Annotated in this window: 20 protein-coding genes; 7 read left to right on the forward strand and 13 right to left on the reverse strand. The window is 71.0% G+C overall.

The window, feature by feature from the left end; all coding sequences use genetic code 11:
• Positions 1-138: 138 nt before the first annotated feature.
• Positions 139-1,689, reverse strand: a complete 1,551-nt coding sequence (locus E1288_RS21725; RefSeq protein WP_132487874.1) for an FAD-binding protein — start codon at positions 1,687-1,689, stop codon at positions 139-141.
• Between the two features lie 528 nt (positions 1,690-2,217).
• Between E1288_RS21725 and E1288_RS21730 the strand changes: the two genes are divergently transcribed.
• The gene (locus E1288_RS21730) at positions 2,218-2,991 is read left to right on the forward strand and encodes a glucose 1-dehydrogenase (RefSeq protein ID WP_132487876.1); all 774 of its coding nucleotides are present in this window, start codon (positions 2,218-2,220) and stop codon (positions 2,989-2,991) included.
• 167 nt (positions 2,992-3,158) lie between these two features.
• On the opposite strand, the gene E1288_RS21735 is transcribed toward E1288_RS21730, so the two are convergent.
• On the reverse strand, positions 3,159-4,880 hold the full coding sequence (locus tag E1288_RS21735) for a 3-ketosteroid-delta-1-dehydrogenase (RefSeq protein WP_132487878.1): 1,722 nt from the start codon (positions 4,878-4,880) through the stop codon (positions 3,159-3,161).
• A 107-nt stretch (positions 4,881-4,987) separates the two neighbouring features.
• Entirely contained in the window at positions 4,988-5,845 is an 858-nt protein-coding gene (locus tag E1288_RS21740) for an SDR family NAD(P)-dependent oxidoreductase (RefSeq protein ID WP_207954478.1), read from the reverse strand.
• Between the two features lie 424 nt (positions 5,846-6,269).
• On the opposite strand from E1288_RS21740, the gene E1288_RS21745 reads away from it, so the two are divergent.
• The 3 genes from E1288_RS21745 (at position 6,270) to E1288_RS21755 (ending at position 9,219) form a co-directional block, all read left to right on the forward strand.
• Positions 6,270-7,502, forward strand: a complete 1,233-nt coding sequence (locus tag E1288_RS21745; RefSeq protein ID WP_132487882.1) for a DegT/DnrJ/EryC1/StrS family aminotransferase — start codon at positions 6,270-6,272, stop codon at positions 7,500-7,502.
• Between the two features lie 142 nt (positions 7,503-7,644).
• On the forward strand, positions 7,645-8,520 hold the full coding sequence (locus E1288_RS21750) for an IclR family transcriptional regulator (RefSeq protein ID WP_207954479.1): 876 nt from the start codon (positions 7,645-7,647) through the stop codon (positions 8,518-8,520).
• A 135-nt stretch (positions 8,521-8,655) separates the two neighbouring features.
• A complete protein-coding gene (locus tag E1288_RS21755; protein ID WP_235883719.1) occupies positions 8,656-9,219 on the forward strand; it encodes a TetR/AcrR family transcriptional regulator in 564 nt (187 codons plus the stop codon).
• A 77-nt stretch (positions 9,220-9,296) separates the two neighbouring features.
• On the opposite strand, the gene E1288_RS21760 is transcribed toward E1288_RS21755, so the two are convergent.
• The 6 genes from E1288_RS21760 to E1288_RS21785 all read right to left on the reverse strand — a co-directional run bounded on the left by E1288_RS21760 (position 9,297) and on the right by E1288_RS21785 (position 15,995).
• Positions 9,297-10,109 carry a 2-keto-4-pentenoate hydratase gene (locus E1288_RS21760; protein WP_132487886.1) on the reverse strand — a complete coding sequence of 271 codons (813 nt, stop codon included), beginning with the start codon at positions 10,107-10,109 and terminating at the stop codon, positions 9,297-9,299.
• Between the two features lie 75 nt (positions 10,110-10,184).
• Positions 10,185-11,285: an acyl-CoA dehydrogenase family protein gene (locus tag E1288_RS21765; RefSeq protein ID WP_132487888.1), complete on the reverse strand. Its 1,101-nt coding sequence runs from the start codon at positions 11,283-11,285 to the stop codon at positions 10,185-10,187.
• Positions 11,286-11,298: 13 nt separating this feature from the next.
• On the reverse strand, positions 11,299-12,456 hold the full coding sequence (locus E1288_RS21770; protein WP_132487890.1) for an acyl-CoA dehydrogenase family protein: 1,158 nt from the start codon (positions 12,454-12,456) through the stop codon (positions 11,299-11,301).
• 2 nt (positions 12,457-12,458) lie between these two features.
• On the reverse strand, positions 12,459-13,352 hold the full coding sequence (locus E1288_RS21775; protein WP_132487892.1) for an SDR family oxidoreductase: 894 nt from the start codon (positions 13,350-13,352) through the stop codon (positions 12,459-12,461).
• Between the two features lie 373 nt (positions 13,353-13,725).
• On the reverse strand, positions 13,726-14,877 hold the full coding sequence (locus E1288_RS21780) for an acetyl-CoA C-acetyltransferase (RefSeq protein ID WP_132487894.1): 1,152 nt from the start codon (positions 14,875-14,877) through the stop codon (positions 13,726-13,728).
• Positions 14,878-15,191: 314 nt separating this feature from the next.
• Positions 15,192-15,995 carry an SDR family oxidoreductase gene (locus E1288_RS21785; protein ID WP_132487896.1) on the reverse strand — a complete coding sequence of 268 codons (804 nt, stop codon included), beginning with the start codon at positions 15,993-15,995 and terminating at the stop codon, positions 15,192-15,194.
• 114 nt (positions 15,996-16,109) lie between these two features.
• Here E1288_RS21785 and E1288_RS21790 point away from each other — a divergent pair, with 114 nt between their 5' ends.
• The 3 genes from E1288_RS21790 to E1288_RS21800 are packed head-to-tail and all read left to right on the forward strand — an operon-like array spanning position 16,110 to position 19,113.
• Positions 16,110-16,979, forward strand: coding sequence for an enoyl-CoA hydratase (locus E1288_RS21790; protein WP_093266532.1), 870 nt, complete (start codon positions 16,110-16,112; stop codon positions 16,977-16,979).
• Positions 16,976-18,145, forward strand: coding sequence for an acyl-CoA dehydrogenase family protein (locus tag E1288_RS21795; protein ID WP_132487898.1), 1,170 nt, complete (start codon positions 16,976-16,978; stop codon positions 18,143-18,145). Before E1288_RS21790 ends, E1288_RS21795 begins: the two co-directional genes overlap by 4 nt.
• A complete protein-coding gene (locus tag E1288_RS21800) occupies positions 18,142-19,113 on the forward strand; it encodes an acyl-CoA dehydrogenase family protein (RefSeq protein WP_132487900.1) in 972 nt (323 codons plus the stop codon). Before E1288_RS21795 ends, E1288_RS21800 begins: the two co-directional genes overlap by 4 nt.
• A 374-nt stretch (positions 19,114-19,487) precedes the next feature.
• Here the strand turns inward: E1288_RS21800 and E1288_RS21805 are convergent, their stop codons facing one another.
• The 4 genes from E1288_RS21805 to E1288_RS21820 all read right to left on the reverse strand — a co-directional run bounded on the left by E1288_RS21805 (position 19,488) and on the right by E1288_RS21820 (position 24,202).
• Positions 19,488-21,101, reverse strand: a complete 1,614-nt coding sequence (locus tag E1288_RS21805; RefSeq protein WP_235883720.1) for a flavin-containing monooxygenase — start codon at positions 21,099-21,101, stop codon at positions 19,488-19,490.
• On the reverse strand, positions 21,098-22,042 hold the full coding sequence (locus tag E1288_RS21810) for an alpha/beta hydrolase (protein WP_207954480.1): 945 nt from the start codon (positions 22,040-22,042) through the stop codon (positions 21,098-21,100). Before E1288_RS21810 ends, E1288_RS21805 begins: the two co-directional genes overlap by 4 nt.
• A gap of 10 nt (positions 22,043-22,052) precedes the next feature.
• Positions 22,053-22,793: an SDR family NAD(P)-dependent oxidoreductase gene (locus E1288_RS21815; RefSeq protein ID WP_132487902.1), complete on the reverse strand. Its 741-nt coding sequence runs from the start codon at positions 22,791-22,793 to the stop codon at positions 22,053-22,055.
• A gap of 770 nt (positions 22,794-23,563) precedes the next feature.
• The gene (locus E1288_RS21820) at positions 23,564-24,202 is read right to left on the reverse strand and encodes a TetR/AcrR family transcriptional regulator (RefSeq protein WP_132487904.1); all 639 of its coding nucleotides are present in this window, start codon (positions 24,200-24,202) and stop codon (positions 23,564-23,566) included.
• Between the last annotated feature and the right edge of the window lie 163 nt (positions 24,203-24,365).

Here is a 24,365-nt window from a genome sequence, read left to right on the forward strand (position 1 = left end):
GTTCTCCGGAAACCGGCCCGCAGCTCGCGGCGATCAACGAATTCGGAAACCTTCGAGCGGGGTGCTCCCCCGGCGCTCCACGCGTCAGGGAGGGCCCGTTTGCGCAACGCGGCAGTCAGCACGACCCGCCGGTCGTGGTCATCGTGCGAGCATGTCCAGCGCGGCGAGGTGGCTGAACACCATGCACGAGCCGATCGGATTGCCCCCACCCGGGTACGCGGTGCCGCTGACCGCCGCCATCGAGTTGCCCGCGGCGTAGAGGCCCGGGATCGCGCTTCCAGACGTGTCGAGCACCCGGGCCCGCGCGTCGGTGCGCAGCCCGCCCTTGGTGCCGAGATCGGAGATCCCGAACGCAGCGGCGTGGAACGGTCCCTTCTCGATGGGGACCAGCGGCGAGCCGTCCCCGGCGAACGCCCGGTCGTACGGCTCGGCACCGCGGTGGAAGTCCTCATCGGTTCCGGCGGCCGCGAACGCGTTGAACCGCGCCACCGTCCGCGCCAGGTTCTCGGCCGGGACACCGATCTGCTCGGCGAGCTCGCCCAGGGTGTCGGCGCTGAACCACAGGCCGGCGTCGACGTAGTCCTCGGTCTCCCCCATCGGGACGCTGGTCGAGCGCACCGGCGGCCGCGCACCCTCGCGGTCGTCGTAGATCATCCAGAACGGCAGCGTCACGCTGCCGTCGCCGATGCGGTCGATGACGACGCGGCCGATCCGGTCGTACGGCCAGGACTCGTTGACGAAGCGCTCCGCGTTGTCGTCGACGAAGATCCCGCCGGTGAACCACAGCGAGAACGTCGACGTCCCGTCGGGGTGGGTGATGCCGGGCGACCACCACGCCTCCGACATCAGGTCGGTGTCCGCGCCGGCGTCGATGCCGGCCTGGATCGCCTTGCCCAGGTTGCCCGACGGCCCCATGGCATCGCGCGCCGCCCCCGGAACCTGGTGCTCGGTCCGCATCTGCTGGTTCCGCTCGAATCCGCCGGAGGCGATCAGCACGCCCCTGCGGGCGCGGATCCGGCGCCGCCGGCCACCCTCGTCGACCACGGCACCGACCACGACGTCGCCCTCGCGCACCAGCTCGTCGCAGACCGCGCCGCGGCGCATCCGAACGCCGTCCTGCTTGGACAGCGCGAGGAGCAGCCTGCCGATCAACGCCTGCCCGCCGATGAGCAGGTCGGCCGGCGGATTGCCCGCCCGGTCGACGTCCAGCGGCGGCCGGAGGGAGTCCCGCAAGGCGCCGAGCCGCTCAGGCTCCAGCGGCGTCGGCATGATGTGCCGGCCGGTCGCGCTCGCCTTCGGGGCGGACCCGAAGTAGTCCGGCCACGGGTAGACCAGGAACTCGAAGTCGTCGTCGGCTTCCAGGTAGTCGACCAGCCGTCCGCCGTTGTCCAGGAACGCGTCCTGCAGCTCCCGGGGCGTGCGATCCCCCACCACCGCGCGGAAGTAGGTCTTGGCGTCCGCCAGGGTGTCCTGGTCACCGGCCCGCCGGAGCACCGCGTTGCCCGGGAACCACAGGCCGCCGCCGGAATACGCCGTGGTGCCGCCGAACTTGTCGGTCGCCTCGGCCACGATCACCGAGAGCCCCTCCCGGGCCGCGGTGTAGGCCCCGGTCAGCGCTCCGCCGCCGGAACCGATCACCAGCACGTCGCACTCGTCGTCCCAGCGGTTCGAAGTCTCGTCCGTCGCCATGGGATCACGATGCTCCCGGACGGCTCCGCCGTGCCGATTCGATCCCACTGACCAAGACGGACATTTCCCGCCCGCGCAGCTGAGCAAGCGCTCGGGTGGGAGCGCCCAAGGGCCCGGTGCGGTGCGGATTCCCGGTGAGCGGGAGGCCTGCGAGCATTCGGCGGGCGAGGCTGGAAGCCTGGTGCTCTCGGGTGGCGCAGGAGCCGGCGATCCCGCCCAATTCGGGCCATTCCGCTTCTTTCGTCTTGGTGGGCAGCTGTGACTGCGGTACCCGACGTGCCGTGGCCGCGCACGCTGTCGCCAAGCGCCGGAGGCGCTTTCGGGCCCACCTCCGCAACTGGCACCGCCGCGGGTTCATGGTGCCCACCCCTCCGGGGTTCTCCCGGCGAGGACGGCCCCTCCGCCGTGTATTGGGCATACATCAGGAGGGGCACCCACAGTCCAGGGAGCCTCTGAGGTTCCGCTACCCGCACCGCCACCCAAAAATGAGCCTGGAAAAACCTCAATGCGCCAGTGAAAGGGAATCCGATGGGACGACTCGATGGCAAGGTGGCCATCATCACCGGCGCCGCGCAGGGCTTGGGAGCCGCCACCGCGCGGCTGTTCGCCGCCGAAGGTGCTGCCGTGGTGCTCGGTGACGTGCTCGTCGACGCGGGGAAGCAGGTCGCGGACGAGATCGGTTCGCGCGCGATGTTCCAGCAGATCGACGTCCGGGACGAGGCGGACTGGCGCGAGTTGGTCGCCGCGTCCGCCGACCGGTTCGGCGGCATCGACATCCTCGTCAACAACGCGGGAATCCTGCATTGCGCGGAGATCGAAGAACTGTCGGTCGCGGACACCCAGCAGGTGCTCGACATCAACGTGCTCGGCGTCCTGCTCGGCGTCAAGGCCGTGGTGCCGACGATGAAGGCGGCGGGGCGGGGCGTGATCGTCAACACCTCGTCGGTGGACGGGCTCCGCGGCGTCAACGGCCTGGCCGCGTACTCGGCCAGCAAGTGGGCGGTGCGCGGGTTGTCCCGGTCACTGGCGTACGAGCTGGGGCCGTCCGGGATCCGCGTGTGCACCATCCATCCCGGCGGGATGAACACCGCGGTGGGAAATCCCGCCGGCGAGTCCGGTGAGGCGCTGCAACAGCACTACGTCGACGCGCCGTTGCAACGCATCGGCGAGCCGGAGGAGATCGCCCAGGCGACGCTGTTCGCGGCCAGCGACGCGGCGAGCGACCTGTCCGGGGCGGAGATCGCGGCGGGACGGCGATTGCGAACCCGTTTCGCGCAGCGGTGCATCCTCGCCAGCCGGTGAGGAGTGAACGGCCTGTTCGCCTCGATAGGTGAGGTGAACGGTCCGTTCGCTCCATCCGTCCCGCGTCGGCGGGCACCGCTGGGAGTGGAGTGAACGGACCGTTCGTCCCGATAGACGAGGCGAACAGGCCGTTCACTCCACCGCTTTCGAGGGAGTCGGCATCGTTGTCAGTCGGAGGATGCGGGCACAACCGGAACTTCCCGGCCTGCGGCGTGGCGCGCCACCACGGTGCCGTAGACGAGCCCCTGACCGATGGTCGCCCCGGCTCCCGGATACGTGGTGCCGAACGCGTTCGCCGCGGTGTTGCCGATCGCGTAGAGCCCGTCGATCGGGGAACGGTCCGACCGCAGCACCCGCCCGTGCCCGTCCGCTCGCAGCCCTCCGCAGGTGCCGAGGTCGCTGAGGACGATCCGCACCGCGTACAGCTGTCCCTGCAGGGGGCGCAGGTTCGGGTTCGGCGCGACGGTCGGATCGCCGTAGTAGCGGTCATAGGCGCTGGTGCCGCGGCCGAAGTCCTCGTCGACGCCGGCGGCCGCGAGTTCGTTGAACCGGCGCAGGGATGCGACGAGCCCCTCGACCGGCAACCCGGTCCGGCGGGCCAGATCGGCGGGATCGTCCGCCCGGTGCGCGATGCCGGCGGCGTACCAGCTCTCCGGCAGCTGCATCCGCGGGAACAGCCCGGCCGCGTACACGTAGCTGTTGCGGTAGCGCTGGTCGAACACCATCCACATCGACCCGACGGCGTCGCCGGCCCGCTCCCGCGCCAGGACCCGCTGGCCGAAGCTCATGTAGTCGGTCGCCTCGTTGACGAACCGGCGGCCGTGCCGATCGACGATGAGCGAACCCGGCAGCGACCGCTCGGCGAGCAGCACCAGGGGCGCCGCCCCGGGCAACGGCGCGACGGCCGGGAACCACCACGCCTGGTCCATCAGGTCGACGTCGGCTCCCGCCTCCCGCCCGATCCGGATGGCGTCTCCGGTGTTCCCCTCGTTCCCCAGGCTCCAGCCGGGTTCGAGCGCCTCCGACTGGAACTCGTGGCGCAGCGCGATGTTGTGGTCGAAACCGCCGGCCGCGAGCACGACACCGCGCCGTGCCCGCACCGTCACCTCGCGCCCGTCCTGCTCCAGCACCACGCCGGTCACCCGGTCGCCCTCCGTGGTCAACCGCTGCACCGAGGTCCGGGTCCACACCGGAATCCCGGCCCGCAGGACACCCGCGTACAAGCCGGCCGCGAGCGCCTGACCGCCCGCGACGTACTCCCGGCCGAGCAGCTTTCCGCCGATGCCCTGGGAAACCCGCCGCACCACGCGCGGAACCGCGCGTCGCGGAACCCGGGTCATGAGGTTCATCCACTTGTAGTCGAAACCGGTGATCGGCATCGGCACCGGGGACTTCAGGCCCGTGGGGCGCAGCCGGGCCCGCTCGGCGCCCAGGACCGCGAGGTCGAACGGCTTGCACTCGCAGCTGCGGCCGGCCGCGGTGCCACCGGGCAGCTCCGGGTGGTAGTCGGAGTAGCCCTTGCTCCACATGAAGCGCATCGGCGTGGTCCGCTGCAGCATCCGGACGGTCTCCTCGCCGTGGCGCAGGAAGCTCTCCCACCGCTGGTCCGGCGAGCTGCCGTCGACGACGGAGCGCAGGTAGAGCTCGGCGCGCTCGGGCGAGTCGACCGCCCCCTCCGCCGCCAGCAGGGAGCTCGCCGGGATCCAGAACGCACCACCGGAAAGGGCCGTCGACCCGCCGACGTAGTCCGTCTTCTCGACGATGAGCACGTCGAGCCCCAGTTCTCGCGCCGCGAGCGCCGCGGCCATCCCAGTACCGGAGCCGGCCACGACGAGGTCGACGATCGTGTCGTGGGCGGCCGCGGGAGCGGGCGGTGTGCTCGTGGGCATCGAAGTCTCCTCGTCCTGGTGCGGTACTGCGATGCCGCAGCCCACCACCGCTGCGCACCGGCGGTGAAGAGCTGCTCCCGCTCAACGGGATGGGCTCGATCCACCGATCAATCGCGCCGGCCGAACCGGCTCCGGTGGGGCTCAGGGGCGCGACGGCGCGTGAGCCGGTCGGCACGCGCCGCCATGGCCGCGTGCACGGTCTCGGGGTGGGTGACGATGTAGAACTCGCCTTGCGCCGCCTGCTCCATGATCATCGCCGCAGCTTCGTCGGCGCTGATGGCCTCCTCGAGCATGGCCATCATGGCCTGCCGGTGCTCCTCCGCGGCCGCGACGTCACCGGATTCGACGCCGCCCGCGGCGCTGAAGATGTTGGACGCCACCGGCCCCGGCAGCACGGCCGCGACGGAGACATCGGCGCCGACTTGGGCGATCTCCTGGTGCAGGCACTCGATCATGCCCAGCACGGCGTGCTTGCTCATGATGTACGGGGCTTGCAGGGGCAACGTCGTGACGGCACCGACCGACGCGATCGTCAGCACGTGGCTGCGCCGCTCGTCTTCGATCATGGCGGGCAGGAAGGCCCGGACCCCGTGGAATACCCCGCTGATGTTGATGTCCACGACCCGCCGCCAGCTCTCCGGCGGGACGTCCCACAGGTAGCCGACCTGCTCGACCCCGGCGTTGTTGATCAGCAGCCGGACCGGGCCGAACTCGTCGCGCACCTGGCGGGCGAGCCGCATCATCGCGCCGGGATCCCGGACGTCTACGACGTGCGCGACCACGCGGCCACCACTGCCGTGCTCCTCGTCGGCGATGGCGCGCACGGCCGGCTCGTCGACGTCCGCCGCGATCACCGTCATGCCGAGGTTCCCGGCGAGGTGTCGGGCCAATCCGGCACCGAGCCCGGAACCGGCACCCGTCACCACGGCGAGACCCCCGCCGAACACCTCCTGCTGAGTGGGCACGGAACTCCCTCCAACGACATCGTTCGGGTCATCTCGCCCGGAAGTCCACGGCACCACCGGGTGTGGTCGCCGCCGGAACAGCACCGGCCGCGACTTCGTCCACGATGGACGCGGGCCGCCGCGGCCGCGATCACGGGTGGCGCCAGAACACCTGGTTCCTCCGCAGAAATCGACGCCGGCCCCTCGCGACGGTAGACAACCGGGCGGTTCCACACCAGTATGTGGTCCTGTTGAGCGGGACATCCCAATCAAGCGCTTGGTGGGACTCCTGCGCTCCGCCCGCCGCGACCGAGGAGTTCGCGGCGATCCCGGCGGTCGCCACGGCCACCGGCGCCGAGCGGTGCCGACGGGGTCGCGGCCGATGTCCGGCGATCCGCGCGTCCCCAGGCCCACCGCCGCCCATTCACGACAACCGGAGGTTTCCATGGTCGAACGTGTCACCTACGCGCGGAGCGTGCACGACGAGGCGGAGATCAACGCCGTGCTGGAGGTGCTGCACGGCGGCCCGCTCGCGCTGAAGATCGGCAAGAACGTCGCCGAGATGGAGCGCCGGGTCGCCGAGCTGTACGGCAAGCGGCTCGGGCTGATGTGCAACTCGGGCTCCTCGGCGATCTACCTCGCCGTCGAGCTCCTCGGCCTGCCCGCGGGAGCGGAGGTGATCACCTCGCCGCTCACCTTCTCCACCGACGTCTCCCCTCTCGTGCGCCCCGGCCTCGTGCCGGTCTTCGTCGACGTCGAACCGGACACCTACAACGTCGACGTGAGCAAGATCGAGGAAATGATCAGCGAGAAGACCAGGGCGCTGCTGATCCCGAACCTCGCGGGCAACGCCCCGGACTGGGATGCCATCCGCGACATCGCCGACCGGCACGACCTCAAGGTGATCGAGGATTCCTGCGACGCCATCGGCACCACGCTGCGCGGCACGCCCACCGGCCTGCGCAGCGACATCACGGTCACCAGCTTCGCCATGGCGCACATCATCACCTGCGCAGGCAACGGCGGGATGGTCACGCTCGACGACGAACGGCTGCGGGACCGGGGACTCATGCTGCGACGCTGGGGCCGTCGTTCCGAGCCGCACCTGTTCGGTTCGGCGGGCAGCGGACGGGTGTTCCGCGAGGACCTCGACGGCGTCGCCTACGACAACGACTTCATCTTCGACGTCCTGCCGTGGAACTTCGAGCCCTCCGAACTGGGCGCGGCCTTCGGCCTGCAGCAGCTGGCGAAGCTGGACCGCAACTTCGCCCGCCGCGCCGAGATCTTCGAGGCGTTCAGCGCCGCCTTCGGCAGCTACCCGACCCTGTTCTCCCTCCCCCGCCAGCTGGCGGACTTCCACACCGCGTGGCTGTGCTACCCGGTGCTCGTCAAGCCCGACGCCGGGTTCACCCGCAGCGACCTGCAGGAGTCCCTGGAGGCCGCGGGCATCGACACCCGAACGGTCTGGAGCGGCAACGTCACCCGGCATCCGATGATGCGGGGAGTCGAGTTCCGGCAGCCGCTCGACGGGCTGCCGGTCGCCGACGAGGTCTTCGAGCGAGGCATGTCCCTGGGCATGAGCCACGGCACGACCCAGGAGGAACTGGACCACGTCGTCGCCAGCATCCACGCCTTCGCATCGCGACACGCGCCGGCCGAGACCCGAGCCGCGCGCTGACAGCGGGCGGCCATCCCTCGGACAACGGGATCATTCGGGTGGGATGGCCGCCGCAGTCATCGTTCAGGCACTTTTCGTCGGCCCGAGTCGCTGCTAGCTTGTTTTAGAATCAATTCCATTTTGCGGTCGCGGGAGGTGTGGCATGACCTCAACGTTGAGGATGAATGCCGAGTCGGCAGTCGAGGAGCCGGTACCGCCGTCCATGGTGGAGCGGATGACGCTGATCCTGGACCTGTTCGAACACCCGCACACCCGTCGGAACCTGGAGGAGGTGACCCGGCGGACCCGTCTGCCCCGCTCGACGGCCCACCGCATCCTCGACCAGCTGGTCCGGTTGCGCTGGCTCGACCACACAACGTCCGGCTACCGGCTCGGCAAACGAGCGCTCGGGCTCGGTGGCCGCGAGATCGGGCAGAACGCCCTGCGCAGCGCGGCGGCACCGGTGCTCCACGACCTGGCGATCCGCACCAAGCTGGTCGTGCACCTGGCGGTCCTCTCCGGCACCGAGGTGTACTACCTCGACAAGGTGGGCGGGCGGTCCGCGGTCGACGTGCCCTCGCGCGTCGGCGGCCGGGCTCCGGCGCACTGCACGGCGCTGGGCAAGGCGATGCTCGCCTGGCTGCCCCCGGAGCGGATCGACACCGAGTACGCCGACGCGGTGCGCCGGACCCCGCGCAGCATCGGCGATCTGGGCATCCTGCACCAGGAACTGGATCGCATCAGGCGCCGTCGCGGCCTGGCCTTCGAACGCGGCGAGTGCTTCGCCCACGTCAGCTGCATCGGTATCGCACTGCGCGGCCAGGAAGGTCCCGCGGCGGCGATCTCCGTGGTGGGCGACGTGCAAACGCCCATGGAACGGGTCGCGCCCCTCCTCATGCAGGCGGCGCACGCCGTGTCGAACGAGTTCTTCGCCGGCCCCGCCCTGCCGCGGCCCGACCTGGCGGCCCCCCAGCAGACGTGGTCGAGCGAGGCGATGACCCGCTTCCTCACCGTCGGAGACGGCGGCGACTGGCTCTAGCCACCGGATCTGACGTCCGCCGCGTAAACCACGCACCACCGCCGCCTCTATCCTGAAACCGGAGCATCCGGACGTGCGGCCAGAACAGGGGGAACAGTGGCCAGAATCGCCGATGTGCGGCCTCCCGCATCGCCGGTGTCGAAAGGCCAGGTCGCGCGCCGCGATCGCATTCTCGACGCCGCCGCGGAACTCGGTGCCACGGCGGACTTCGACCGCGTGCAGATGCACGAGGTCGCCAAGGACGCCGGTGTCGCGATCGGGACGGTCTACCGCTACTTCCCGTCCAAGACGCACCTGTTCACCGCGGTGTTCGAGGCGCAGCTCGGCAAGTTCGTCGAACAGCTCTGGCCGATCGGCGGCGAAGACGTCGTCACCGACATCGGCGAGGTCCTGGTGGCGCTGAGCCGCGAGCTGCTCCGCCGACCCCTGCTGTGCGCGGCGATGGTCCAGAGCACCGCCGCCAGCTACACCACGGACCCGAGCGGGTATCCGGACAACGACTCGGCGCTCTCCCACGCCATCCTCCGCACCCTCGGGAAGTCCGCACCCAGCGAGGAAGACCGCAGCACCGTCCGCCTGCTCGTGTTCAGCTGGTGGGGAGTGCTCATCTCCAGCCTCAGCCGCAAGACGACGATCAAGCAGGCGGAGGCCGACATGCGGCTGGCGGCCCGGCTGCTCCTCGCGCGATACCTGGCGTAGCCGGTCCCCGCGGAGCATCTGCGACCGGAACTGCTGGAACCGCAACGGGTTCCCTCGACGAGGAAGCCCGTGCGCCGTCATGCTTCTTTCGCGGAGAACGTCGTGGTGACCTCGCCGAGCGGGTCGATGACGGCGCGGAACCGCATGCCCGGTGCGACCGGGACCAGCGGGCCCAGTGCTCCCGAGAGCACGATCTGCCCGGCGCGCAGCGGATCGCCGAAGGACAACGCCGTCCGGGCCAGCCAGGCGAGTGCGGCGAGCGGATCACCGAGGCACGCGGCCCCGTCACCCTCCGAGACCAACTCGTCGTCGGCGTACAGCCGCATGGCCGCCTCCCGCGGCTCGAACTCGTCGAGCGCGAGCCGGTGCTCGGCCAGCACGAACAGCCCGCTGGAGGCGTTGTCCGCGATGGTGTCGGTGATCGCGATGTCCCATCCGGCGATCCGGCTGTCGACGATCTCCAGCGCCGGCACGGCGTAGTCGACCGCGGCGCGGACCTGCTCCTCGTCGAGCTCGCCATCGGCCAGATCCGCCTTCAGCACGAAGGCGATCTCCGCCTCGACCCTCGGCTGCAGCAATCGGTGGAACGGGATCACGGCCCGGCCCGAGACGTCCATGTCGGCGAAGAGCACTCCGAAGTCGGGCTGTTCGACGCCCATCTGCCGCTGGACGGCGGGCGAGGTCAGCCCGATCTTCCTGCCCACCGCCACCGCTCCCCTGGCCTCACGCCGCCGCGCGAGCTCCTGCTGCACGGCGTAGGCGAGCGCGATGTCCGTGTCGCCGAGAACGTCCCGCACCGGCTCGGCGGGGATTCCCGTCCGCTCGGCCCTGCTGAGGCGGTCGACCGCATCGGCGATCGAAAGATCGTTGGAATTCCCGGAATTGGCCATCGATGCAAGCACACCGCTACGTTTGCGCGATTCGCCGCGCAGGCCCAGCGCCGGTCCCGCTGTCCGGGATCCCGTTCACAGACGTGCGGCCAGCTGCCGACGCAACGCCGGTCCCGACCCGGCGAGCAGTTGATTCGCCTTGCCCCGCTTGAAGTACAGGTGCAGATCGTGCTCGAAGGTGAACCCGACGCCGCCGTGCAGTTGCAGGCAATCCGCGGCCACCCGCATCAGGGTGTCCGCGCCGACCACCTTCGCCACCGCGGCGACGGTCGCCAGGTCGTCGCCCAGCTCGTCGGTCGCCTCACCGGTGGCGGCGAACCGCACCGCGTACTGCGCGGTGGCGACGGCGCCGTGGACCGCGACCGCGAGATCGGCGCACCGGTGCTTGAGCGCCTGGAACGAGCCGATCGCCCGCCCGAACTGCTCCCGCACCTTGAGGTAGCCCACGGTCTCGTCGAGGCATGCCTGCGCCGCGGCGGCGGACTCGGCGGCCAACGCTATCCGGGCGAGGGCGATCAGCCGGCGTGCGAGGGCCCCGCCATCGCCCTCGGGCGACAGGCGGTCCGCGCGAGCACCGGCGAGTTCGACGTCCGCGAGCCGGCGCGTGTGGTCCAGCGCCCGGCGCGGCGTGCGGGTCACTCCCGGCTGCTCCGGGGACACGAGATGGACAGCGGCGTCGTCCCCTTCGCCGCTGATCACCAGCAACACGTCCGCCGCCGCGCCGTGCGGGACCGCACCGACCACGCCCGACAGCCCTCCGCCGGCCGCCACGACCGGCCCGCGACCGGGTGTCTCGGTGAGGCCGGCCACGGCGATCGCGACCGGCTCCTCGGCGAGCCTCTCGAGCAAGGCCACGCCGGGTTCACCCAGCGACCCCACGTTGGCCGACTCGCCCAGCAGCGTCCCGGCGATCAGCGTGTCCGGCAGCGGTGATGGCGCGACGGCGCGCCCGAATTCCTCGATCACCACAGCGGCCTCGGCGAACCCGAGCCCCAGGCCGCCGAACCGCTCCGGCACCGGGAGCCCGCCGAGCCCCAGGTCCGCTACGCCGCGCCTGAAAAGCGCCCGGTCGTAGCCGTCGTCGCCGTCCATCGCCGCCCGCCGGTCCGACTCGGCGCGGAGGAAGTCGGCGACCGCCTTGCGCATCTCTTCGCGCAGGTCTTCGTTCTCGCTCACCGGGTACTCCGTTTCATCCGCGAGGCAGCCCGAGAACGCGCTCGGCGATGATGTTGCGCTGGATCTCGTTCGAGCCGCCGTAGATCGTGTCCGACCGGCTGAACAGGAATGCCGTCTGCTCGGGCGAGAGGTCGTAGGGCTCGTCGACGGTGAGCGCCGCCGACCCGACGACATCGACGGCCAGCTCCCCCAGGTCCCGGTGCCACGTGGCCCACTGCAGCTTGGACAGCGACGCCTCGAACCCGGACACCGAACTGCCGGCCGACCGCAGCGTCGACACCGCGGTGTAGCGCATGACCCGCAGGTCGATCCACGATTGCACAATGCGCTGGCGCAGCTCCGGATCGGCCAGCGTGCCGCCTGCCCTGGCGAGCTCGACGACGTGGTCGAACTCGCGCTGGAAGCCGATCTGCTGGCCGAGCGTGGCGACGCCGCGTTCGAAGCCGAGCGTGCCCATCGCGACCCGCCAGCCGTCGCCCTCGTCGCCGACCCGGTTGGCCACCGGCGTCCGGGCGTCGTCGAAGAACACCTCGTTGAACTCGCTGGTGCCGGTGATCTGCTGGATCGGCCGCACCTCGACGCCGGGCTGGTCCATCGGGACCAGCAGGTAGGACAGGCCCGCATGCCGGCTCGACCCCGGATCGGTGCGCGCGAGCACGAAGCACCAGTCGGCGACGTGCGCGAGCGAGGTCCACACCTTCTGCCCGTTCAGGACGTACTCGTCCCCCTCGCGCACCGCGCGCGTGCGGACACCTGCGAGGTCGGATCCCGCACCCGGCTCGGAGTAGCCCTGGCACCAGAGCGCCTCGCCCGACAGGATTCCGGGCAGGAAGCGCCGCTTCTGCTCGTCGGAGCCGAACGCGAGGATCGTCGGGCCGACGAGCTGCTCGCTCATGTGCAGCAAACGCCCGGGCCCACCTGCCCTCGCGTACTCCTCGTGGAAGATCACCTGCTGCGCCAGGGAAGCACCGCGGCCGCCGTGCTCGACGGGCCAGCCGAGGCCGATCCAGCCGCCCGAACCGAGCCGGCGTTCCCACGCCAGCCTGCGGTCGAGCGCCTCGTCCTCCCGGCCCGAACCGCCGAGACCGACGACGTCGGCGAACTCGCCGGTCAGCTCGTCGGCCAGCCATTCGCGCACCTCGGCGCGGAATTCCTCATCACCGTTGGTCATCGTCAGGCCCCGTACACGGGTGTCGGCGGTTCGGCCTTCGCGACCAGGTCGGCGATGACCGCCGTCAGCTCCCGCGGCTCCCACCGGCCGTCCTTCACCGCGGGCGGGCCGTGCCGCCACCCGTCGGCGAGGGAGACCTCGCCGCCTTCGATCTCGAAGACCCGGCCGGTCGTGGTGGCCTCGTCGCTGCCCAACCACACCACGAGGCTGGAAACGTTCGCCGGGTCCATCGCGTCGAAGCCGTCGGCGGGCTTGGCCATCTTCTCCGCGAAGACCGCCTCCGTCATCGGGGTCCGCGCCGACGGGGCGATGGCGTTGACGACCACGCCGTAGCGGGCGAACTCGACCGCGGCGACCTGGGTCAGCGCGGCGATGCCTGCCTTGCTCGCGCCGTAGTTCCCCTGGCCGACGCTGCCCATCAGCCCGGCCCCGGACGACGTGTTGACCACCCGGGCGGCGATCCGGTTGCCCGCCTTGGCCTGGTCCCGCCACCACGCGACCGCGTGGCGCAGCGGGGCGAAATGCCCCTTGAGGTTGACGGTCATGACCTGGTCCCACTCGGACTCGCTCATGTTGACCAGCATCCGGTCCCGGTTGATGCCCGCGTTGTTGACGAGGGTGTCGAGCCTGCCGAACGTGCTCACGGCGAGGTCGATCACGCCCTCGGCGGCCGCCCAGTCGGCGATGTCGGCCACGACCGCGACCGCCTCGCCTCCCGCGGCCCGCACCTCCGCGGCGACGTCCTCGACGGACGGGGACATGTCGTTGAGGACGACCTTGGCGCCGTGGCGCGCGAATTCGAGGGCGTGCGCCCGGCCGAGGCCCTGCCCGGCACCGGTGATGATGGCGACCCGTCCCGCGCAGATGCCGGCCGTCGGCCCGTCGTGCTCCGTCATGCGCCCAGATAACCACACGATCCCGATAACAAGCAAGCGCTTGGTTCAAGCACCTGACCGGCGCAGCCCCGGCCCGCGCAACGCGATCGAGAAAGCGCCCCACGGGATCCCTCGACCGCGGCTACCACTTCAGGAGTTCAGGCCGGCGGCACCCCCACCGCCGGGGTGGTCCGCAATTTCAATGGAAATCAGACCTCCGATTTCCATTGAAATTGCGGAGAACAGGCCATCGGCCGCCGAACCGGCGAACGAGGACGGCCCCGGCGACGCGTGCCGCCGGGAGTGCGCCAGCCCGGAATCCCCCAGCCCAGGCGATCAGCCACGGAAACGACGGCACCTGTGCCGATGTGCAGAACGAGTTCTCGAACAGGTGCTAGAGGCGTTCGATGATCGTGACGTTGGCCTGGCCGCCGCCCTCGCACATCGTCTGCAACGCGAACCGCCCGCCGCGGCGCTCCAGCTCGTGCAGCATCGTCGTCATCAACCGGGCGCCCGTCGCCCCGATCGGATGGCCGAGCGCGATCCCGCCGCCGTTGACGTTCGTCCTGGCCAGGTCCGCGCCGGTCTCCTTCGCCCACGCCAGCACGACGGACGCGAACGCCTCGTTGACCTCGAACAGGTCGAAGTCGCCGATCGCCATCCCGGTCCGCTCCAGCGCGTGCCTGGTCGCCGGGATGGGGCCGGTCAGCATCCAGACCGGGTCGGCGCCGCGCACCGAGATGTGGTGGATGCGCGCACGCGGAGTCAGGCCGTGCTCTTCGACCGCGCGCGGCGAGGCGATCAGGACCGCGGCCGAGGCGTCGCTGATCTGCGACGCGACCGCCGCCGTGATCCGCTCACCGCCCGCGACGGGCTGCAGGCCCGCCATCTTCTCGAGACTGGTGTCGCGCCGGGGTCCCTCGTCGGTGTCGAAGTCGTCGACCGGCGCGATCTCCGCGGCGAACCGGCCCCCGTCGATCGCGGCGATTGCCCGCTGGTGGCTCTCGTAGGCGTAGGCCTCCATGTCGGCCCGCGAGATGTTCCAGCGCTCGGCGATCATCTCGGCCGAGCGGAACTGCGACACCTCCTGGTCGCCGTAGCGCTTGAGCCAGCCGGGCGACTCGGCGAAGGGCGTGCTGAAGCCGTACTGCCGGCCGACGATCATCGCGGCCGAGATCGGGATGGCGGACATGTTCTGCACCCCACCCGCCACGATGAGGTCGGCGGTGCCGGAGAGCACGCCCTGCGCCGCGAAGTGGACGGCCTGCTGGCTCGACCCGCACTGCCGGTCGACGGTCACGCCCGGCACGTGGTCGGGCAGGCCGGCCACCAGCCACGCGGTCCGCGCGACGTCCCCGGCCTGGGAACCGATCGTGTCGCAGCAGCCGAAGATGACGTCGTCGACCGCGCCGGGGTCCACCCCGGTGCGATCCACGAGCGCGCGGATGGCGTGCGCGCCGAGGTCCGCCGAGTGCATCCCGGCGAGCGCTCCCCCGCGCCGCCCGACGGGAGTGCGGACGGCGTCGACGATGTAGGCCTCGGTCACGGAGTTCTCCTCGGATCGAAGTGTCTTGGCGCCGGTTCTCGAACCCGGCCCCGGTCTTGGGGCGATTCCGGAAAAGCTCGGGGCAGGCTCACCCCGAAGGTGCCGTGGTGGCGTTTTCGCGCGAAACCGGCACCCACCCTCACGCGGAATGCCGTTTTCGCGCGAAACCGGCGCCCAGCGCTCCAGGCGACCAGGCCTCACACGTACCCGCGTCCCTGCCGAAACGGCCCCTTGGCCCTCGAAGCGGCGATGCCGCTCGGCTCGCCCGCGCAACGCCCGCTACCGATGCCGGAAAGGCGTTCGGCGGCGGGCGCTCAGGCGTGCTGGCTGCTGGCGGACAGGACCTCGCCGGTGAGGTACGACGCGTAGTCGCTGGCGAGGAAGACCATCACGTTGGCGATCTCCCACGGTTCGGCCGCGCGGCCGAACGCCTCCCGGCCCTTGAGCTCGGCGAGCAACTCGTCGCTGGTGACCTTCGCCAGGAACGGGTGCATGGCCAGGCTGGGCGAGACCGCGTTGACCCGGATGCCGTGCGGAGCCAGGTCCATCGCGGCGCATCGGGTCAGCGCCATCACGCCGGCCTTCGCCGCCGCATAGTGGGCCTGCCCCTCCTGCGCGCGCCAGCCCACCACCGAGGCGTTGTTGACGATGACGCCCTTCTTGCCTGCTTCGACCATGCGCTTGCCGGCCGCCCGGACGCAGCGGAACGTGCCGGTCAGCGTCACGTCGAGGACCTTGTGCCACTGCTCGTCGGTCATCTCCAGCACGGATGCAGTGCCGCCAAGACCGGCATTGTTGATCACCACGTCCGCGCCGCCGAACGCCTCGGCCGCGTCGAACAACGCGTCGATCTGCGCCTCGTCGGTCACGTCGCACACGACCGCGGCGACCCGGTCGCCGCCGAACTCGCCGGCCAGCGCCTTCTCCGACTCGGCGAGGCGCCGCTCGTGCGTGTCGCCGATGACGACGGCCTTGGCGCCCTCTTCGAGGCACCGGCGGGCGGCGGCGGCCCCGATCCCGGCCCCCGCGGCGGCGGTGACCACGACGGTCCTGCCTTCGAGCAGGCGGTGGGCCGGCGGGCATTCCGGCGTGGGCTGTTCCTTCTTCGACGACGTCACTGCGGCTCCCGAACCGATTGCTGTGAGCGGATGACCGCGGGTCCTGGCCAAGGACCGGCGATCTCCCGTAGGGTAGCAAACCAAGCACTTGTTTGGGAAAGGACGTGAAGGAGCATGCCCAGTACCAGCGACGACTCGGTGGTCACCTACGAACGCCGAGGCGCGGTCGCCCTCGTGACCCTGAACCGGCCCGAGTACCGCAACGCGCAGAACTCGAAGATGACCTACGCGCTCGATGCAGCGTTCAGCCGCGCCGTGGACGACGACGAGGTCAAGGTGATCGTGCTCGCTGGCAACGGCAAGCACTTCTGCGCAGGGCACGACATCGGCACGCCGGAGCGCGACGCCGACCAGAGCTTCGACCGCAAGGCCGTGATCTGGTGGGACCACACCGGCCGGGAGGGCGTGGACCGCCGCTTCGCGCGCGAGTCGGAGGTCTACCTCGGCATGTGCCGCCGGTGGCGGGAGATCCCGAAGCCGATGATCGCGATGGTGCACGGCGCGTGCGTGGCCGGCGGGCTGATGCTCGCCTGGTCGTGCGACTTCATCGTCGCCTCCGACGACGCGTTCTTCGCCGACCCGGTGGTGAAGATGGGCATCCCGGGCGTCGAGTACTTCGCCCACCCGTGGGTCATGAACCCGCGCGCCGCCAAGGAGTTCCTCTACACCGGCGACCGCATGCCCGCGCAGCGCGCGCACGAGCTGGGCATGGTCAACCACGTCGTGGAGCGGGCCGAGCTGGAATCCTTCACCCTCGACCTCGCCGGCCGCATCGGCGCGATGCCGGGCTTCGGTCTCGCCCTGACCAAGAAGGCGATCAACCAGGCGGAGGACCTGCAGGGCATGCGGGCCGGCATGGACTCGGTGTTCGGCCTGCACCACGCCGCGCACGCGCACAACGCGGAGGTCGGCGGCGACTCCCTGGCCGGGATGGACGCGCGCAAGATGCGCGACGCGGCCGAGCGGAAAGACAAGGACGCATGAACATCGACTTCACCGCGCAGGAGCTGGCCTTCCGCGACGAAGCCCGGGCCTGGCTGCACGACCACGTCCCGGCGAAGCCGCTGCCGCCGCTGGATTCCGCCGAGGGGTTCGCGGCCCGCCGGGAATGGGAGGCCACCCTCGCCGAGGCCCGCTGGTCGGTCGTCTCGTGGCCGGCGGAGTACCGCGGCCGGGACGCCTCGATGATCGAGTGGGTCCTCTTCGAAGAGGAGTACTACCGCAGCGGCGCGCCGGTGCGCGTCGCGCAGAACGGGATCTCGTTGCTCGCCCCGATCATCTTCGGGCACGGCACCCGGGAACAGCGGGACCGGTACCTGCCGTCGATGGCGGACGGCACCGAGATCTGGGCCCAGGCGTGGTCGGAGCCCGAGGCCGGCAGCGACCTCGCGTCGATCCGCAGCACGGCCACGCGCGACGACGCACGCGGCGGCTGGGTGCTCAACGGGCAGAAGACTTGGAGCTCGCGGGCGCCCTTCGCCGACCGCGGGTTCGGCCTGTTCCGCTCGGACCCGGACGCCGAAAGGCACCGCGGGCTGACCTACTTCCTGTTCCCGTTGAACGCCGATGGCATCACCATCCGGCCGATCCCGCAGCTGGACGGGCACCCCGGCTTCGCGGAGATCTTCTTCGACGACGTGTTCGTGCCCGATGCCGACGTGCTCGGCGCGCCGGGCGACGGCTGGCGGGTGGCCATGAGCACCGCGGGCAACGAGCGCGGCCTGTCGTTGCGCTCACCGGGCCGGTTCTGCGCGGCAGCCGACCGGTTGGTGGCGCTGTGGCGCGAGCGCGGCGCGGACCAGCCGCACCTGCGCGACCGCGTGGTCGACTCGTGGATCGCGGCGCAGGCCTACCGGCTCTACACGTGGGGCACGGTCACGCGGCTTTCCGGCGGCGGCGACATCGGCGCGCACGGCAGCGTGAACAAGCTGTTCTGGTCCCAACTCGACGTCGCGCTGCACGAGACCGCACTGGATCTCCTCGGCCCGGAGTCCGAGCTGCGCGGCCCGGACGCGGCGGCCGACGGCGCGTGGTTGGACGGTTACCTGTTCTCGCTGTCGGGGCCCATCTACGCGGGGACGAACGAGATCCAGCGCAACATCGTGGCCGAGCGCTTGCTCGGCCTGCCGAAGGAGGGCCGCGCCCGATGAGGTTCGCATTGAACGACGAACAGCTCGCCTTCTCCCGGTCGCTGGACGACTTCCTCGGCACCGCGGAAGTGCCGGGCGCGGCCCGCGCGTGGGGCGAGGGCGATGCGGCGTCCGGGCGGAAGATCTGGCAGCGCCTGGCCGATCTCGGCGTGCACGCCCTGTGCGTCCCGGAGGATGCCGGCGGGCTCGGGGCGTCGCCGATCGACCTGGTCGTCGCGTTCGAGCAGATCGGCCGCCACCTCGTGCCCGGGCCCTACATCGAGTCCGTCGTCGTCGCGCCCGCGCTGCTGCAGGCGACCGACCCGGAATCGCTCGCGGAGCTGGCCGCCGGAAGCCGGGTGGTCACACTCGCCGCGCCGCCCGGCACGCCCTTCGCACTCGACGCCGATGTCGCCGACCGCGTCCTGCTGGTCGACGGCGACGAGCTGAACCTCGCGGAAGCGGGATCGCTGCGGCGTTCCGTGGACAGCACCCGCAGGCTCTTCGAGGTGACGGCGAAGGACCGGCTCGCCGCGCTGCCGACCGGCGCGGTCGCCGCCGCTCTTGACGCTGCCGCGCTCGCCTGCTCGGCCCAGCTGCTGGGCGCCGGCGAGCGCCTGCTCGAGGAAGCCGTGGAGTACGCCAAGAACCGGCGTCAGTTCGGCCGGGCGATCGGCGAGTTCCAGGCCCTCAAGCACGCGCTCGCCGATGTCCGCGTGGCGCTCGACTTCGCCCGGCCGCTGCTGCACGGCGCGGCGGTGTCGGTGGGGTCGGCCGATGCCGCGCGGGACGTGTCGGCGGCCAAGGTCGCCGCCTCCGATGCGGCCTACCTCGCTGCCCGCACGGCGCTGCAGGTGCACGGCGCGATCGGCTACACGCTGGAGCACGATCTCGGTCTGTGGATCACGAAGGTGCGCGCCCTGGTCGCTGCCTGGGGCACCACGGCGACCCACCGCGCCCGCGTCCTCGCGGCGATCACCGCGGCCTGACACGAAAATCGGTGCTCGCCGCGACAGCAGCGGCGAGCACCGATTCGCAAATTGGCGCGAAACCCGGTCAGCAACGACGAAATCGTCCGGCGAGACGCGCACGGCGAAGCCGAGTTGCCCCACCCCCCACAGACCTCGAAGGCCGGAACCAACAGGAAGACGGCCCGGCCCTGCTGACCTTCCAGACCTTCGGCGGGCCACGACACGCCGACGCCTGTGGACAACTCCCGCAATTTCAATGGAAATCGAAGGTCCGATTTCCATTGAAATTGCGGTCGGGTGGCGCGCGTCCGCAGCGCCGGAGGGGCCATCTGCCGGTACCTCGTTGTCCCGTAGGCCGCGCGAGCGGCGGGGTCGCCCCCGCCGCTCCACCGTCAGCGAGCCGTGAACACGAATCCCTCGTAGCCGTCGGCCTTGATCGCCTCGCAGCGCTCGCGGTAGGCGCCCAGCCCTGCCACGTAGGGCATGAACCGGCGCGGCTTGCCCTCGATGTTCGCGCCGAGGTACCAGGAGTTGGCCCGGGGGAACAGCGTGGCGTCCGCCGCCTGCTGGACGTGATCGGTCCACTTCACCGCGGCGTCGTCGCGCACTTCCACCTGGGCGGCCCCGGTCTCGTCGGCGTGCCGGATCAGCTCGGCCAGCCAGTCGACCTGCTGCTCCGCGGTCAGCACCATGTTGGACAGCACCGATGGCGCGCCGGGGCCGTTGACGGTGAAGAGGTTGGGGAAGCCGGGAATCTGCACGCCGAGGTAGGTGACCGGCCCCTCGGCCCACGCGTCCTGGATCCGGTCGCCGCGCGGGCCGGTGATGTCGATCCGCGTGAGCGCGCCTGTCATCGCGTCGAACCCGGTGGCGTAGACCAGCACGTCCAGCTCGTGGAATCCCGCGCTGGTCTCGATGCCCGCGCCGGTGATCCGCGTGATGGGTTCCCGGCGCAGGTTGACCAGCGCGACCTTGTCCAGGTTGAACGTCTCGAAGTACCCGGAGTCGGTGCAGATCCGCTTGGTCCCGATGGGGTGGTCGGTGGGGATCAGGTCCTCGGCGGTGCGCGGGTCCGCAACGATCTGCCGGATCTTCCGCTCCGCGAACTCGCGCGCGAAGTCGTTCGCCTCGATGTCGGTGAACTGGTCGGGGAAGGTCTTGCCGAACAGCACACCACCGTTGCGCCACCCCGCCTCCAGCGCGGCCTCGCGCTCTTCCGGGGTGCATTCGGCCGCGCGCTTCGGGTGCGGCTGGTGCGGCGATCCGCCGCCGCTCATGCGCGCCTTCGCCCGCCGCGCCGGGTATTCCTCGCGGATGCGGCGCTGGTCGGCGTCGGTGAGCTGCCGGTTCAGCGCGGGCACGCTGTAGTTCGGCGTGCGCTGGAAAACGGTGAGCGAGTCGGCCTCCCCGGCGAGGATCGGCACCGACTGGACCGACGACGAGCCCGTGCCGATGATGCCGACGCGCTTGCCCCGCAGAGACGGGCCGGGCTCCGGCCAGCGCGCGGTGAAGTACGTCTCGCCGGCGAAGGTGTCGGCGCCGGGGATGTCCGGCTTGTTCGGGGCCGACAGCGAACCGGTGGCGAACAGGACGTACCGCGCGAGGTGCTCGTCCCCGTCCTCGGTGCGCACCGCCCACCGCGACGCGCTCTCGTCGAAGTCCGCGGCCACGACCCGCTTGTTCAACTCGACGTGCGAGCGCAGGTCGAACCGGTCCGCGACGTGGCGGATGTAGGAGAGGATCTCCGGCTGGGTCGCGTAGCGCTCGGTCCACACCCAGTCGCGCTGCAGGTCTTCGTCGAACGAGTAGGAGTAGTCGATGCTCTCCACGTCGCAGCGGGCGCCGGGATAGCGGTTGAAGAACCACGTGCCGCCGACGTCCTCGCCTGCTTCGAGGCAGATCACGTCGAATCCGGCTCGCCGGAACGCGTGCACGGCGTACAGACCGGCGAATCCGGCGCCGACGACCAGGACGTCGCGCACCGCGCTGTGAGCTCCGATGGTCAAGACGTTGCTCCTTGCTCCGTAGCTGCGCACAGGTCGTGCCACAGCAGATCGCGGGCCGACCGGGCGGCCCGCAGGGACATGATGGTCAGGAACCCGTGGAACAGGCCCGGATAGTGCCGGTGCGTCACCGGAACTCCGTCCCGGGCCAGCGCGGCCGCGTACGCCCTTCCCTCGTCGGACAGCGGGTCCAGGCCCGCGGTGACGACGACGGCGGGCGGCAGGCCGCGCAAGGTGTGCGCGGCGGGCGGGACGACCTGGTGCCGGGGCCCGGCCACGCCGTCCGCCGGCAGGTACTGGCGCCAGTACCACTCCATGGCGGCCCTGGTGTTCCCGTAACCGGTGCCGTACTCGCGGTAGCTGCCGGTGTCGCACGACGGGTCGAGCACGGGGTAGATCAGCACTTGGCCGGCCACCGCTGGCCCTCCGTTGTCCCGGGCCATCAGGCAGGCGGCAGCGGCGAGGTTCCCGCCCGCGCTGTCGCCGGCGATCAGCAGCCGGTCCGGGTCTCCACCGAACCCGCGGGCGTTGTCGGCGGCCCAGGTCAGTGCGGCATAGGCGTCGAGGACGGCGGCCGGCGCCTTGTGCTCGGGCGCGAGCCGGTAGTCCACCGAGACCACCACCGACGACGTCCGTCCCGACAGCTCGCGGCAGAACGCGTCGTGCGACTCGATGTCGCAGAACACGAACCCGCCACCGTGGCAGAAGACGACGACCGGCAACGGTTCGTCACCGCGCCGGTGCGGGAAGTACAGGCGGACGGGCACACCGCCCCCGGGTCCGGGGATCTCGCGGTCTTCGGTGCGCGCCACATCATCCCGGTTGCGCACCGGTTGCCGCCGCGCCGCGATCGCCGCCCGCGCCTCCGCCCCGGTCATCTCCTCGACCTTCGGGAATCCCGCGTCGAGCGACCGGATGACCGCCGCGACCTCTGCGTCGAACACGTTCGCCTCCTCAGATCGTCTGGCCGCCGTCGATCACGAAGTCCTGCCCGGTGCAGTAGCTGCTTGCGTCGCCGGCCAGGAACGCCACGAGCGCGGACACCTCCGCGGGCGCACCGACCCGCGGGATCGGCTGGTTCGCCACCGCGCCGCCGCCCGCTCTGGTCTCGTCGGAGATCATCGCGGTGTCGATCGCGCCGGGGCAGATGCAGTTGACCCGGATCCCGAACTCGCCGAGCTCCTTGGCCGCCGACTTGCTCGCCCCGCGCAGCCCCCACTTCGAGGCGCCGTACCCGATCCCACCGGCGAACCCCGTGAGTCCCGCGATCGAGGCGACGTTGATGATCGAGCCGCCCCGGTCGCGCATCAGCGGGAGCACGGCCTGCATCCCGAGGATCGGCCCGACCAGGTTGACGTCCAGCGCCCGCACGAGGTGGTCATCCTCGAGCGCCGCCAGCGGGGCCACTCCGTAGAACCCCGCGTTGTTGACGAGCACGTCGACCCGGCCGAACTCGGCCCGAGTGCGCCGCATCGCCTCGTCCCACGCGCTCTTGCTCCGCACGTCCAGTTCCAGGGCGAGGGTCTTCGCCTCGATCTCCGCAGCGACCGCAGCAACCGCGCGCTCGTCCAGGTCGGCAAGCACCACGTCGGCCCCGAGCCGCGCCAGCGTTCTGGCGTGCTCGGCGCCCTGCCCCTGTGCGGCACCGGTGATGAACACGACCTTGTCCCGCAAGTCCACCAGCTGCTCCGTCACATCCCACATCCCTCGTGCCGATCACCGAGCAAGCGCTTGGTGTGGTGGACCATACACTCTCCCGGGGAATGGAGCGAGGTCGTCCGTACCAATCCACGGCATCTACGGCATCAAGCGGGCCGGATCCGGGGAACTCGCACAGAGCTTTGCCGGGGGCCGTAGAAATCGACGGCGTCGACGAGGCCCACTTCCGCGTCCAGCAACGGCATGCACCGCCCGGATGCCACAGGACTCGGCTCCGCCACACTTCCCCACTGCCGTCGACCGACAGGCAGAACCCGTTGGCGAAAGGATCTTCCCGGACCAGGAACTCGATAGCGCGGACGGGCCAGCTGGCCCAGCGGAGCGTGGGCGCGGGTGGCCCCGGTATCGCAGCCCCGGTCGACCATCTCCTGGACCATGGGGTCAGCGCGCGCCCGGGCGCGATGGCGTTCTACCGGACGCCGCGATCCGCCCATTCGACCGCGAGGTTCTCGGCGAGCCGCCGGGCGGCCGCTTTCGCGACGCCGCAATTGTCTGGGTCGACTCAATCCCGATAAGCGTTCGTGGACGACGCCGTCACGATGGGCTCGTCCGCAGCGACGTCACCGTTCTGGCGGTTGGATCCGCAACTCGTCGCGGCAAGACGAAGCCGTCGAAGACGGCCGAACGCGCGGCGGGCGGGCGGCGACGAGTCGGCTGACGCCCCTTCCGGCCCAAGCCGGGAGGAGCCGACCCATCGGCGAGGAGCTGCGACCGATCCGCGAGGGTGTCCGGGCGGACAGCCGCAGCTAGCTCGCGAGGAGGCCGCCGTAGAGGACGTGGAGGTACTGCTTGGCGATGGCCTCCGGCTTGTACTTGCCGCGAGGGCGGTACCAGCGCACGGACGACCACACGGTGTCGCGGATGAACCGGTAGGTGATGTTCATGTCGACGTCGGCGCGGAAGATCCCGGCCTTCTGCCCGGCGACCAGCAACCGCAGCCAGATCTTCTCGATCTCCCGGCTGAACTCGCCGACGTACTCGAAGCCGGGCTGGCGGGCGAGCGCCACCACCTGAGCCTGGTAGAGCGCGACCGCGTGCGGGGTCGCGGAGATGGCCTCGAAGGACGCGACGATCAGCTCGTCGAGCGCCGCGCGGGGGTCGACGCTGTCCTGCTCGATCTTGCGGAACCGGTCGCGCAGGGCGGACAGGAAGTCCCGCAGGATCTCGTCGAGCATCGCCTCCTTCGAGCTGAAGTGGTGGTAGAGGCTGCCCGAGAGGATGCCCGCCTCGTCGGCGATGTCCCGGACGGTGGTCTCGGCGTACCCTCTCGTGGCGAACAGCGTCGCGGCGATGCTCAGCAGCTGGCTCCGCCGGTCGGAGCCGCTGCCGCCTCCTGCCGAGGCCGCACCTCGCTTGGCCGACCCCGGCCGGGTCCTCGTCGCCATCTCGCCTTCCTTCCCGCAGACCGCGATTCCCCCACAACAACAAGCGTTTGGTCGACAGTCTGCCACAGCCGCGCCCGCGCACCCGCCACTGCCTGCCGCGGCACGCCGGTCCCGCACCGCACAAGGCCTGGTCTGCGGGCGCACCCGCCGCTAGGATCACCTA

It is taken from the genome of Saccharopolyspora elongata, from assembly GCF_004348985.1.
In the GTDB taxonomy this organism is placed as follows: domain Bacteria; phylum Actinomycetota; class Actinomycetes; order Mycobacteriales; family Pseudonocardiaceae; genus Saccharopolyspora; species Saccharopolyspora elongata.